We start from the raw sequence: 12373 nt of genomic DNA, 5'->3' as shown, positions 1-12373 counted from the left end.
ACGCGGCTTACAGGGCCAGGCGAGCACGCGCCTGGGCATATTCGCGCTTGAGGCGTTCGATGCGCTCGGCTGCCGGCACCACGGCATCGACCACGCCGATCCCCTGCCCGCTGCCCCAGATGTCCTTCCAGGCTTTGGCCGTGCCACTGCCAAAGCTCATCTTGCTCGGATCGCTCTCGGGCAGATTGTCCGGATCGAGCCCCGCCGCGCGAATGGAAGCCTTCAAGTAGTTGCCATGCACCCCCGTGAACAGGTTGCTGTAAACGATGTCGTCCGACGTGCCCTCGACGATGGCCTGTTTGTAGGCGTCGCTGGCGCGGGCTTCATCGGTCGCAATGAAGGCCGAGCCGATATAGGCGAAATCCGCCCCCATGGCCTGGGCCGCCAGAATGGCCCCGCCCGTGGCGATGGCGCCCGACAGTGCCAACGGCCCGTCGAACCACTGCCGAATTTCCTGCACCAGGGCAAAGGGGCTCTTGGTGCCCGCATGGCCACCGGCCCCAGCGGCCACGGCAATCAAGCCGTCGGCCCCTTTGTCGATGGCTTTGTGGGCAAAGGTGTTGTTGATGATGTCGTGCAGCACCACGCCGCCCCAGCCGTGGACGGCCTGGTTCACATCTTCGCGCGCGCCCAGGCTGGTGATGATGATGGGCACTTTGTACTTGGCGCACAGCGCCATGTCGTGCTCCAGGCGGTCATTGCTTTTGTGGACGATCTGATTGATCGCAAACGGCGCGGCCGGCTGGTCCGGATGGGCCCGATTGTGTGCATCGAGCGCCTCGGTGATTTCGGCCAGCCACTCGTCGAGTTGGGACGCCGGACGGGCATTGAGCGCCGGCATGGAGCCGACGATGCCTGCCTTGCACTGGGCAATCACCAGTTTGGGGTTGCTGATGATGAACAGCGGCGAGCCAATCACCGGAAACGACACGCGCTGCAACACGGGGGGCAATGTGGACATGAAACAATCTCCAGGCGTAGGAAAGGAGGCGGCATGCCCCCTGCCCGGTGAGCACCTCACCAGGCATGGGGCAGCGCGGAAAGACCGTCGCGACTCAGAACGCGTCGAGCGCCATGCCCGTGACGCCCACCGCGCCTTCGACGATGGCGTCGCGCCAGCCAGGAATGCGGGTCAGGATGTGATCGGCATAGAACCGGGCCGTGGTGATTTTGGCCTGCATGAAGGCCGGATCCTCGCCGGCGGCCAGCTGGCGCTCGGCGGCCAGCAGCGCACGCGCCATCTGCCAGCCCGCCATCAGGTTGCCCGCCAACATCAGGTAGTTGACGCTGCCGGCGTAAATGGCGTTCGGGTCGGCCTTGGCATGGCCGGCGATGAAATCCACCACGCTGAGGAAGGCTGCGCGGGCGGCCTGCAGGCGCTTGCGCACGGCCAGGGCATGGGCGCTGCCGCTGGCTTGCAGCTCGGCCTCGGTGGCCTCGATCTGCTGGGCAATCGCCTTGGCGGTCTGCCCGCCGTCGCGTGCCGTCTTGCGGCCCACCAGGTCGTTGGCCTGGATGGCGGTGGTGCCTTCGTAGATGGTCAGGATCTTGGCATCGCGGTAGTACTGCGCGGCACCGGTTTCTTCGATGAAGCCCATGCCGCCATGCACCTGCACGCCCAGGCTGGTGACTTCGAGGCTCATCTCGGTGCTGTAGCCTTTGACCAACGGAACCATGAACTCGTAGAAGGCTTGGTTCTGCTTGCGGGCCTGCGGGTCGGGGTGGTGATGCGCCGCGTCGTAAGCCGCAGCCGCCACGCTGGCCATGGCCCGGCAACCTTCGGTCAAGGCACGCATGGTCATGAGCATGCGCTTGACATCCGGATGGTGGATGATGGACGCGGCCGTGTTCATGGAGCCATCGACCGGGCGGCTCTGGATGCGGTCGCGCGCGTATTGCACGGCTTTTTGGTAAGCCCGCTCGGCCACGGCGATGCCCTGCACGCCCACGGCGTAACGGGCCGCGTTCATCATGATGAACATGTATTCCAGGCCACGGTTTTCCTCGCCCACCAGGTAGCCGATGGCCCCGCCGTGGTCGCCATACTGCAACACGGCGGTCGGGCTGGCCTTGATGCCCATTTTGTGCTCGATGCTGACGCAGTGCACGTCGTTGCGCGCGCCCAGGCTGCCATCGGCATTGACCAGGAACTTGGGCACGATGAACAGGCTGATCCCCTTGACCCCTTCGGGCGCTCCCGTCACCCGCGCCAGCACCAGGTGCACGATGTTTTCGGCCATGTCGTGCTCGCCGTAGGTGATGAAGATCTTGGTGCCAAAAATCTTGTAAGTGCCATCGGGCTGCGGTTCGGCGCGGGTGCGCACCAAGGCCAGGTCGGAGCCGGCCTGCGGCTCGGTGAGGTTCATGGTGCCCGTCCACTCGCCCGAAATCATTTTCGGGATGTACGTGGCTTTCTGCGCGTCGTTGCCAGCGGTCAGCAACGCTTCGATGGCGCCATCGGTCAGCAGCGGGCACAGCGCAAAGCTCAGGTTGGCGCTGTTGAGGATTTCGGTGCACGCCGCCCCGATCGTCTTGGGCAAGCCCTGACCACCAAAATCCGCCGGATGCTGCAAGCCCTGCCAACCGCCTTCGGCAAACTGCCGGAATGCCTGCTTGAAGCCGGGCGTGGTGGTGACCTGGCCATCCTTGAACCAGGAGGGGTTCTTGTCGCCTTCCCAGTTCAGCGGGGCAATCACGTCCTCGTTGAGCTTGGCGCATTCGTCCAGCACGGCCTGGGCAGTCTCCAGGCCGGCGTCTTCAAAGCCGGGCAACTGCGCCACCTGCTCCAACTGGGCGAGGTGCTGCATGTTGAACAGCATGTCCTTGACGGGGGCTTTGTAAGTCATGGGGTTTGTCTCCGGGTGGGCATGCGAAAAGGGCATCGAAAACGATGCCCTTGCCGTGGGATGGGATTCAGAGCGCCTTGGTCAGCTCAGGCACGGCCTGGAACAGGTCGGCCTCCAGCCCGTAGTCAGCCACGCTGAAGATGGGCGCTTCGGGGTCTTTGTTGATGGCCACGATGACTTTGGAGTCCTTCATGCCCGCCAGGTGCTGAATGGCCCCGCTGATGCCGCAGGCGATGTAGAGTTGCGGCGCCACGATCTTGCCGGTCTGCCCCACTTGCAGGTCGTTCGGGGCGTAGCCCGCATCCACCGCCGCACGCGAGGCGCCGATGGCCGCGCCCAGCTTGTCGGCCAACGGCGTGATGACTTCGTCGAACTTCTCGGCGCTGCCCAGCGCCCGGCCGCCAGAGACGATGACCTTGGCCGCCGTCAGTTCGGGACGGTCGCTCTTGGCCAGCTCGCTGCCCACGTAGGCGCTCTTGCCGCTGTCGGCCACGGCAGGCACGGTTTCGATGGCCGCGCTGCCACCGCTTGAGGCCGCTGCATCGAATGCGGTGCCGCGCACGGTGATGACCTTGATCGGATCGGCGCTTTGCACGGTGGCCATCGCGTTGCCCGCGTAGATCGGGCGCTCGAAGGTATCGGCGCTGACGACCTGGGTGATGTCGCTGATCTGCGCCACGTCGAGCTTGGCGGCCACGCGCGGGGCCACGTTCTTGCCGCTGGCGGTGGCCGGGAACAGGATGTGGGTGTAGCCAGCCGCGATGGCCAACACCTGGGCGGCGACGTTTTCGGCCAAACCGTGGGCCAGGGAATCACCGTCGGCATGGATGACCTTGGCCACGCCCGCGATCTGGGCCGCGGCCTGGGCGGCAGCGGCGGCGTTGTGGCCTGCGACCAGCACGTGCACCTCACCGCCGATGCGGGCGGCGGCGGTGACGGTGTTGAGCGTGGCGCCCTTCAAGCTGGCGTTGTCGTGTTCGGCAATGACGAGAATGCTCATGATGGAATACCTCAAATGCTTGGGATGGGGTGTTTTTCAGGGAACCCGCGGAACCGGCTGGGCCGGGCCGCTGGGTTCGCCCCCCTTGGGGGGTGCCGCCACAAGCGGCGCGGGGGGTTACAAAACCTTCGCTTCGTTTTTGAGCTTGTCCACCAGCGTGGCCACGTCGGGCACCTTGATGCCGGCCTTGCGCCCGGCGGGCTCGGCCACTTTGAGGGTTTTGAGGCGCGGGGCCACGTCCACCCCGAGGTCTTCGGGCTTGACGGTCTCCAACGGCTTTTTCTTGGCCTTCATGATGTTGGGCAGCGTCACGTAGCGCGGCTCGTTCAAGCGCAGGTCGGTCGTGACGATGGCCGGCAGCGTGACCGAGAGGGTCTCCAGGCCGCCGTCGATCTCGCGCGTGACCTGGGCCTTGCCGTCGGCGACTTCGACCTTGGAGGCAAAGGTGGCTTGCGGCAGGTCGGCGAGTGCGGCGAGCATCTGGCCGGTCTGGTTGGCGTCGTCGTCGATGGCTTGCTTGCCCAATATCACGAGGCCGGGCTGTTCCTTGTCCACCAGGGCCTTGAGCAGCTTGGCCACGGCCAGCGGCTGCAGTTCGGCATCGGTCTCGACCAGGATGGCCCGGTCGGCGCCGATGGCCATGGCGGTGCGCAGGGTTTCCTGACACTGGGCCACGCCGCAGGAGACGGCCACCACTTCGGTGGCCACGCCCTTCTCTTTCAGGCGCACGGCCTCTTCCACCGCGATCTCGTCAAACGGGTTCATGCTCATCTTGACGTTGGCAATGTCCACGCCCGACCCGTCGGCCTTGACGCGAACCTTCACGTTGTAGTCCACCACGCGTTTGACGGGGACCAGTATCTTCATGCCTTGCTCCTGTTGAGGTGGTTGTCGAATCCGCCGAAATTGACGTTTACGTAAACGTCAACATTGTATGCACCAAAAAAACGAACGACCGTTCTTTTTTTGGAGGATTATAGGGGCCGATGTGGCCCCATGCAATACCGACGACAGCGTCCGACATCAACCCTGCCCGGACGCGTTGGCGGAGGCGGGCGCATCTGTGCGCGTGGCAGGCACCGACGATTCGGCCGGCGTCGGTTCTGGGCCCTTCCAATGCACCACGCGCTGCGGGAAGGGAATCTCCACGCCGTGCTCACGGAACAGCGCCAGAATGCGCTTGTTGATTTCCGAACGCAAGACCAACTGGCCGTTTTCGGGGTCGGCAATCCAGTAGCCGAGGGTGAACTCCAACCCATCCGCCCCGAAGGCGGACAGCGACGCCGAAGGCGGGGGGTCGCGCAGCACACGGGGCTGGCTGGCAGCGGCTTGCAGCAGCAGTCGGCTGACGAGTTCTACGTCACTGCCGTACGACACGCTCACCACACTGGAAAGCCACACCCGCGCATCGGCCAGCGAGAGGTTTTCGACGCGATTGGTCATCAGCACTTCGTTGGGCACGATGGACTCGCGCCCGGTGAGATTGCGGATGACGGTGAAACGGGCTTTGATGTCGGTGATGCGGCCTTCGAAATTGTCCACGCGGATCATGTCGCCGATGCGCATGCTGCGCTCGGTCAGGATGACGAAGCCGCTGACGTAGTTGGCGGCCAGCTTCTGCAAGCCAAAGCCGATGCCCACGCCAATGGCGCCGCCCAGCACCGAAAGCGCCGTCAGGTCGATGCCGACGGAAGACAGCGCCAGCATCAGGCCGACGAACATGAGCAAGGCACGCGTGGCGTTGCTTCCAGCCTTGCGCAGCGACAGGGCCTCCGGGCCGGTGGCCGAGCGCAGCAGTCGGGCTTCGATGGCCGAGGAAATCCACAGGGTGATGACCAAAACGGCCGATGTGGTCAACGCCCCTTCGAGCAGGGTACGCACCGACAGCGTGGTGCCGCCCAGCTTCCACTGAATCTGGTCCAGCTCGTTGAGCAGCACCGGCAACAGGCCGCTGACCCACAGCACCATGCCGCCCCAGGCAATCCAGGAAATGGTGCGCTCGATGGGGCGCAGCCAGGCGGCATCGCGGAACGCCACCTGCAGCACCTTGACCCCCACCCGGATGACGACCAGCGACACCAGCACCGGAATGGCGACACGAAACACCGCCAGAGGCTGGAACAGGAGCAGCACCGAGCGCGCCCCGTAAGCCAGACTGAGGAGCAGCGCCGGGAACAGCACGCCATCGACCAGCCCGCGCCCGAACCAGATGGAGGACGCCTCATCTGGCCGAAAGGCCCGCTTGGCCAGTGCCGTGATGCCCCAGGCCAGCAACACACAAGCCAACAAGGCCCCCACCTCGACGAGGGCGTCGGGCTGCATGAAAGCTTCGAGCCATTGTCCAAAATCGTGAATCGGCAGGGGGGCGCCCCCTGCGGCCGTCGAGGTTGTGCTCATGCGCGCCAGGCCGGTTGACGTTTCTCGATAAAGGCCTGCACGCCTTCCTGCGCCACCTCGTGCATCATGTTGCAAGCCATGCTCTGGCCGGCCAACTGGTAGGCGGCTTCGATACCGGTTTCGCGGTGCTGGTAGAACACGGCCTTGCCCATGGCGATGGCCTCGCGCGGCTTGGCCAGGATCGAGGTCACCAGGCGCTGCACCTCGGCATCCAACTCGCTGGCAGGTACCACCCGGTTGACCAGCCCACGCGCGCGGGCCTCGTCGGCGCTGATGAATTCGCCGGTCAACAGCATCTCCATGGCCACCTTGGCCGGGACGTTGCGCACCAAGGGCACGCTGGGCGTGGCGCAGAACAGGCCGACATCGATGCCATTGACGCCGAAGCGGGCTTCCTGGGCCGCCACGGCCAGGTCGCACTGCGCCACCAACTGGCAGCCGGCTGCGGTGGCCAACCCTTGCACGCGGGCGATCACCGGCACCGGCAGGCGCTGGATCTGCAGCATCATGCGGGAACACTGGGCAAACAACTGCCGGTAATAGTCCATCGAGGGATGGGCTTTCATCTCCTTGAGGTTGTGGCCGGCGCAGAACGCCTTGCCTGCGGCGGCGATGACCAGCACGCGCGCGCCCTCGTCACGGGCGATCTCGTCGAGGCGTTCGCTGAGGGCTTGCAGCATGGCTTCGCTCAGGGCATTGAACGCCTGCGGGGTGTTCAGGGTGAGGGTGTGCACGCCGCGCGGATCGCGCTCGTGCAGGAGAATGGATGGGGATTCAGACATAGATCAGATCGGAAAAAAGCAGGGGCGCTCACAGCCCGGCGAGCACGCGCAGGTGCGCTTCCACGCTGCGCCCCAGGGCGCTGAGGTTGTAGCCGCCTTCGAGCACGCTGACGATGCGGCCTTGCGCATGACGTTGGGCCACGGCCTTGAGCCGCTCGGTCATCCAGGCGTAATCGTGTTCTACCAGACCGAGCTGCCCCAGATCGTCCTCGCGGTGGGCGTCAAAGCCGGCGCTGATGAAAATCATTTCAGGGCGATGGGCCTCGAGCCGGGGCAACCATGCGGCTTCGACCAGCTCGCGGATGTCCATGCCCTTGGTGTAGGCCGGCACCGGCAGGTTGACGAGGTTGGCCGCCGTGGAGTGCGGCCATTCGGGGTAAAACGGGTGTTGGTAGAAGCTGCACATGAGGATGCGGTCGTCACCGGCGACGATGTCCTCCGTGCCGTTGCCGTGATGCACGTCAAAGTCGATGATCGCCACGCGCTGCAAGCCGTGACGTTCCAGCGCATACCTGGCGGCCAGCGCCACGTTGTTGAACAGGCAAAACCCCATGGCACGGCTGCGGCAGGCGTGGTGGCCCGGCGGACGGACCGCGCAAAAGGCGTTTTCCAATTCGCCGGCAAGCACGGCATCGGTGGCATCGAGCGCCGCGCCTGCGGCCATGAGGGCGGCCTCCCAGGAATGGATGTTGATGGCGGTGTCTGGGTCCAGCGCCCGATGGCTGGGGCCGCCAGCAGCCACTTCCTCCTGGAGTTCGTCCGTCAGGCCGCGTAAGGCGGCGATGTAGAGCCGGTCGTGCGCCAGTTCGAGCTCGGCCACCGAAGCAGGCGTGGGCTCGCGCCGGTCCAGGGCATCCCCGAGGCCCGTGATGAGCAGCCGATCCTCGATGGCCCCCAGCCGCTGCGGGCATTCGGGATGGCCCGCCCCCATCTCGTGCCGGGTACAAGCCCGGTGCGTGTAATAACCCGTCGGTTTCATCGCTGCGTTTTCCGGTATCGTGGCGGCATGGATGCACCGCAACACATCATTGCCTCACTGTTTCGTCAGCTTACCACGGTCATCGTGGGCAAGGATATGCAGATCCGCGATGCCCTCACCTGCCTGCTGGCGGGCGGGCATCTGCTGATCGAGGACGTGCCCGGCGTGGGCAAGACCACGCTGGCCCATGCGCTGGCACGCACTTTCGGCCTGGCCTTTGCCCGGGTGCAGTTCACCTCAGACCTGATGCCCAGCGACCTGACGGGGGTATCGGTCTTCGATCGGCAGCGGCAGGCATTCGTGTTCCACGAAGGGCCGCTGTTTGCCCAGGTGCTGCTGGCCGATGAGATCAACCGCGCCAGCCCCAAGACGCAAAGCGCCCTGCTGGAAGCCATGGAGGAAAACCAGGTGTCGGTGGATGGGCAGACGCGCCGCCTGCCTCAGCCGTTTTTCGTCATCGCGACCCAAAACCCGCACGACCAGCTCGGCACCCACGCGCTGCCCGAATCGCAGCTCGACCGCTTTCTGATGCGGCTGAGCTTGGGCTACCCCAGCCGGTCGGCCGAGCGCGCCCTGCTACAGGGCCAGGACAGGCGCGAGCTGCTGGCCAGCCTGCCGGCCTTGCTCGATGCCGAACGCCTGGCCGCCTTGCAGGCAGAGGTGGAGAGCGTGCGGGTCTCCGAAGCGGCACTGGACTATGTGCAAGACCTGCTGGATGCCACCCGCGACGGACGCTGGTTCGCGCAGGGCTTGAGCCCGCGGGCCGGCTTGGCGGTGTTGCGAGCGGCCAAGGCGCGTGCGCTGATCGAAGGCCGCCGCTATGTCGCGCCCGACGACGTGGCCAACATCCTGCCGCAGACGGCAGCCCACCGGCTGGTTCCCGTGGGCACCGCCGGGCGCGGCGCCTGGGAGCAGGTGCAGGCCATGGTGGCGGCCACGCCCTTGCCCTGAATCGCCCGCCCCACCCGCCTGCCTTGCTCGGTTGATCGCAGAACTCCCGCCCGATTCCCGGCTCTGAACAGCCATGCCGCTTGCCCCCACCGCGCACGCCTCGACCTTCGACCGCCCCGATGCGGCCGCGACAGGCTGGCGCCAGCGTTGGCAGTGCTGGTGGCTGCAACGGCTGCCCCGCAGCGACCAGACCACCCTGACGCACCGCAACCTCTACATCCTGCCCACCCGGCCTGGCTGGATGCTGGCGCTGACGCTGGTGCTGCTGCTGGTGGCCAGCATCAACTACCAGCTCAACCTCGGCCATTTGCTGACCTTTCTGATCGCCGGCAGCGCGGCCGTGGGCATGCATGTGACGCATCGCAACCTGCGTGGGCTGGCATTGAGCCTGCACCCGCCGGAGGCGGTGTTTGCCGGCCAGCCTGCCCCGGTGGACATCACGTTGCACAACCCCTCCCGGCGGCATCGCCACGGCGTGGGGCTGCGCTGGATCGACGATCCACCGACGCTCGATGCCCTGACCTGGGTGGACGTGGCGCCACAGTCCAGCGTCACCGTGCGGCTGGCCCGCCCCACCCAGCGCCGTGGGCGGCTGGCTCTGCCGCCGATCCTGGTGGAAACCCGCTTCCCGCTGGGCACCTTCCGCGTCTGGCACTGGTGGCGCCCGGCCAGCGAGCTGTGGGTCTATCCCGCGCCCGAAGCACCCGCGCCACCGCTGCCCGTGGGGCGGCATGCCGACGACGGCCCTGCGGCGCCAGCGCCCAGCCCGCGCAGCAGCGACGAGGTGGACGGCGTTCGACCGTACCGACGCGGCGACCCGCTGAAATGGGTGGCCTGGAAAAAAGTGGCCCGTTACCCCGACGGCGACGACAGCCAGTGGGTGAGCCGGGATTTCAGCCACCCGCCCACCGCTGAGCTGTGGTTGGATGCCGGCCAATGCGGTCTGCACGATGAGGAAGGCCGCCGCTGCCGGTTGTGCGCCTGGGTGCTGCAGGCGCAAGCCCAAGGCATGGACTATGGCCTGCGCCTCAACGGCACGCAGATTGCTCCATCCAACGGGGCCGTGCACCGACGGCGCTGCCTGGAGGCACTGGCATGCGAATGACCCTGCCGGCCTGGCCCCGCCCGCTGCCCAGAGAGGCACGCGACACGCTGTTTCTGCTGGCCGTGCTCGGCTGGATCTTGGCAATGCAGGTCCCGCAGATTCCGCTGTGGTGCGGCACGATGGCGCTGGGCGTGCTGCTGTGGCGGGCATGGATCGCCCTGCGCGGCGGGGCGCTGCCAGGCGTGCTGTGGCGCTGGGCACTGGTGACAGGCGCCACGCTGGGCACCCTTGCCAGCCATCAGACGCTCTTCGGCCATGAGGCCGGCGTCACCCTCATCGTCGTGCTGCTGGCGCTCAAAACCCTGGAACTGCGGGCCCGGCGAGACGCCTTCGTCGTGTTCTTCCTGGGCTTCTTCACGCTGCTGACCCATTTCTTTCATTCGCAATCGCTGCTGACGGCGCTGGGCGTGCTGGTGGCCTTCCTGGGTTTGCTGACGGCGCTGGTGCTGGCCCACATGCCCGTGGGCCGGCCCTCTGTGGGTCAGGCCGCGCGGCTGGCAGGGGGCATGGCCCTGCTCGGCACCCCCATCATGCTGGTGCTGTTCCTGTTCTTCCCGCGCTTCGCGCCGCTGTGGGGCATCCCCACCGACAGTGGGTTTGGGCGCAGCGGTTTGTCGGGGGAGATGCAGGTCGGCCAGATCGCCCGGCTGGCGCTGGATGACAGCATCGCGTTTCGGGTCGAGTTCCTGGACGGGCAGCGCCCGGCGCAAGACCAGCTCTACTTTCGCGGCCCGGTGATGAGCGTCTTTGACGGCGTGCAATGGCGCCCACAAGCCCGCTTGGCGGCGCTGGCGCCTGCGCCCCAGTTGGCAATCACCCACCCCGAGCAGGCCATTCGCTATCGCCTGACCATGGAGCCGAGCAACCGGCCCTGGGTGTTGACGCTGGAAGCCACGCCTGAACTGCCGCCTGTTGCCGGACAAGCCGCGCGCCTGTCGCCAGAAAGGGAATGGACCGTCACCCGCCCGCTGACGGACCTGACCCGTTTCGAGGCCGTGGCCTACCCGCATTTCCGCGACGGCCCGCCGCAGCGCGACATGTCTTTGCTGCCCGATCTGGAACTGCCTGCCGGCTTCAACCCCCGCACCCTGCAATGGGCGCAAGACCTGCGCCGGGAGTTCCATCACAGCACCGACGCCCGCCGCTATATCGACGCCGTGCTGCAACACCTGCGCACCGGCGGCTACACCTACACACTGGAGCCGGGCCTCTACGGCCGCCACAGCGCCGACGAATTCTGGTTCGACCGCCGCGAAGGCTTCTGCGAGCACATCGCCTCCAGCTTCGTGGTGTTGATGCGGGCGCTGGACATCCCGGCTCGCGTGGTGACGGGCTACCACGGGGGCGAGCTCAACCCCATCGACGGGGTATGGACCGTTCGCCAGAGTGACGCCCACGCCTGGGCCGAAGTGTGGCTGCCCGAACAGGGCTGGACCCGCATCGACCCCACCGCCTACGTGGCCCCGGCCCGCACCGAGTCTCTGTCGAGGCTGCGCCCGCCCCCCGGCGTGCTGGCCAATGCCATGCTCACCCTCCACCCCGATCTGCTATGGCGCGTGCGCGCCGTGTGGGAAGCGGCCAACAACCGCTGGAACCAATGGGTGCTCAACTACACCGCCAGCCGGCAGTTGGATATGCTGCGGCAACTGGGCTTTCGCGCCCCGAACTGGACCGACCTGGTTCAGGTGATGGTAGGGGCCTTGGTGCTGTTGGGCCTGCTGGGCGCGGGCTGGATGGCCTGGTCCCGTGGGCGGCAGGATCCCTGGCTGCAACTGCTGCGCCAGGCACACCGGCGCCTGCAGCGCAGCGGCCTGGAACTGCCCGCGCAACACGCCACGCCGCGCCAGATGGCGGCTTGGATCGAGCGCCATCTGCCCAGCACCCCGGCGGCCGCCCAGTGGCGCGACTGGCTGCTGGCGCTGGAAGCCCAACGCTACGATCCGATCACCCCCACCCGCCTGACGGACCTGCGCCGCCAGTGGCGTCGTTTGCCGGCGCTGCCGCGTCAGACACCCCCCTCACCTGCTCAACCCTCTGCCTTGCACTGAAGAACGCCGTGCCACTGCCATTCGTCCCTACCTCTTCTGTTCCACGCTGGGCTGGCCTGCCGGCCTTGTGCCTGGCCGCTCTGCTGACAGGCGCCGTTGCCACCTGGCCCGCTGCCGCGCAGCCGGCCAACCCGAGCAAAATCCGTCCAGACACGGCGCCTGGCCATTACCAGGCCGTTGAAAAACTCCCCTGTGGCCGGTCTTGGTACGGGTACCATGTGAGCCACGGCGACGACGACCAGACACCAGACACCGAAGATGAGAG

General features: G+C 66.6%; 11 protein-coding genes. 4 read left to right on the top strand and 7 right to left on the bottom strand.

Annotation, left to right across the window (positions count from 1 at the left end; all coding sequences use genetic code 11):
- Positions 1 to 7: 7 nt before the first annotated feature.
- From DFR43_RS07830 to DFR43_RS07800, 7 genes are all read right to left on the bottom strand, one after another.
- Positions 8 to 961 (bottom strand): NAD(P)H-dependent flavin oxidoreductase, encoded by a 954-nt coding sequence (locus DFR43_RS07830; protein ID WP_133597399.1) that lies wholly within the window; start codon positions 959 to 961, stop codon positions 8 to 10.
- Between the two features lie 94 nt (positions 962 to 1055).
- Positions 1056 to 2846 carry an acyl-CoA dehydrogenase gene (locus DFR43_RS07825; protein ID WP_133597397.1) on the bottom strand — a complete coding sequence of 597 codons (1791 nt, stop codon included), beginning with the start codon at positions 2844 to 2846 and terminating at the stop codon, positions 1056 to 1058.
- A 67-nt stretch (positions 2847 to 2913) separates the two neighbouring features.
- Positions 2914 to 3846: an electron transfer flavoprotein subunit alpha/FixB family protein gene (locus DFR43_RS07820; RefSeq protein WP_133597395.1), complete on the bottom strand. Its 933-nt coding sequence runs from the start codon at positions 3844 to 3846 to the stop codon at positions 2914 to 2916.
- Between the two features lie 117 nt (positions 3847 to 3963).
- On the bottom strand, positions 3964 to 4713 hold the full coding sequence (locus DFR43_RS07815; protein ID WP_133597393.1) for an electron transfer flavoprotein subunit beta/FixA family protein: 750 nt from the start codon (positions 4711 to 4713) through the stop codon (positions 3964 to 3966).
- 156 nt (positions 4714 to 4869) lie between these two features.
- Positions 4870 to 6243: a mechanosensitive ion channel family protein gene (locus DFR43_RS07810; RefSeq protein WP_133597391.1), complete on the bottom strand. Its 1374-nt coding sequence runs from the start codon at positions 6241 to 6243 to the stop codon at positions 4870 to 4872.
- Positions 6240 to 7025: an enoyl-CoA hydratase gene (locus DFR43_RS07805; RefSeq protein WP_133597389.1), complete on the bottom strand. Its 786-nt coding sequence runs from the start codon at positions 7023 to 7025 to the stop codon at positions 6240 to 6242. The genes DFR43_RS07810 and DFR43_RS07805 overlap by 4 nt, the downstream gene beginning before the upstream one ends.
- Positions 7026 to 7053: 28 nt before the next feature.
- A complete protein-coding gene (locus tag DFR43_RS07800; RefSeq protein WP_133597387.1) occupies positions 7054 to 8004 on the bottom strand; it encodes a histone deacetylase family protein in 951 nt (316 codons plus the stop codon).
- Positions 8005 to 8031: 27 nt separating this feature from the next.
- On the opposite strand from DFR43_RS07800, the gene DFR43_RS07795 reads away from it, so the two are divergent.
- The 4 genes from DFR43_RS07795 to DFR43_RS13705 all read left to right on the top strand — a co-directional run.
- Positions 8032 to 8955, top strand: coding sequence for an AAA family ATPase (locus DFR43_RS07795; RefSeq protein ID WP_133597385.1), 924 nt, complete (start codon positions 8032 to 8034; stop codon positions 8953 to 8955).
- Positions 8956 to 9028: 73 nt separating this feature from the next.
- On the top strand, positions 9029 to 10060 hold the full coding sequence (locus DFR43_RS07790) for a DUF58 domain-containing protein (RefSeq protein ID WP_133597383.1): 1032 nt from the start codon (positions 9029 to 9031) through the stop codon (positions 10058 to 10060).
- The gene (locus DFR43_RS07785) at positions 10051 to 12108 is read left to right on the top strand and encodes a transglutaminase TgpA family protein (protein WP_245988869.1); all 2058 of its coding nucleotides are present in this window, start codon (positions 10051 to 10053) and stop codon (positions 12106 to 12108) included. Before DFR43_RS07790 ends, DFR43_RS07785 begins: the two co-directional genes overlap by 10 nt.
- Before the next feature lie 8 nt (positions 12109 to 12116).
- Positions 12117 to 12373 (top strand): hypothetical protein (locus DFR43_RS13705; protein ID WP_211338620.1); only part of this gene is annotated, 257 nt, incomplete at its 3' end.

The sequence above is a fragment of the Tepidicella xavieri genome, assembly GCF_004363315.1.
Classification (GTDB): Bacteria; Pseudomonadota; Gammaproteobacteria; order Burkholderiales; family Burkholderiaceae_C; genus Tepidicella; species Tepidicella xavieri.
The sequence above is the reverse complement of the archived record's forward strand: the minus strand, read 5'-3'. Positions and strand labels throughout refer to the sequence as shown.

Coding starts and splice junctions, on each gene's coding strand:
- DFR43_RS07790 (WP_133597383.1), top strand. CDS start 9,029: ATGCCGCTTGCCCCCACCGCGCACGCCTCGACCTTCGACCGCCCCGAT.
- DFR43_RS07785 (WP_245988869.1), top strand. CDS start 10,051: ATGCGAATGACCCTGCCGGCCTGGCCCCGCCCGCTGCCCAGAGAGGCA.
- DFR43_RS07810 (WP_133597391.1), bottom strand. CDS start 6,243: ATGAGCACAACCTCGACGGCCGCAGGGGGCGCCCCCCTGCCGATTCAC.
- DFR43_RS07825 (WP_133597397.1), bottom strand. CDS start 2,846: ATGACTTACAAAGCCCCCGTCAAGGACATGCTGTTCAACATGCAGCAC.
- DFR43_RS07830 (WP_133597399.1), bottom strand. CDS start 961: ATGTCCACATTGCCCCCCGTGTTGCAGCGCGTGTCGTTTCCGGTGATT.
- DFR43_RS07815 (WP_133597393.1), bottom strand. CDS start 4,713: ATGAAGATACTGGTCCCCGTCAAACGCGTGGTGGACTACAACGTGAAG.
- DFR43_RS07820 (WP_133597395.1), bottom strand. CDS start 3,846: ATGAGCATTCTCGTCATTGCCGAACACGACAACGCCAGCTTGAAGGGC.
- DFR43_RS07805 (WP_133597389.1), bottom strand. CDS start 7,025: ATGTCTGAATCCCCATCCATTCTCCTGCACGAGCGCGATCCGCGCGGC.
- DFR43_RS07795 (WP_133597385.1), top strand. CDS start 8,032: ATGGATGCACCGCAACACATCATTGCCTCACTGTTTCGTCAGCTTACC.
- DFR43_RS07800 (WP_133597387.1), bottom strand. CDS start 8,004: ATGAAACCGACGGGTTATTACACGCACCGGGCTTGTACCCGGCACGAG.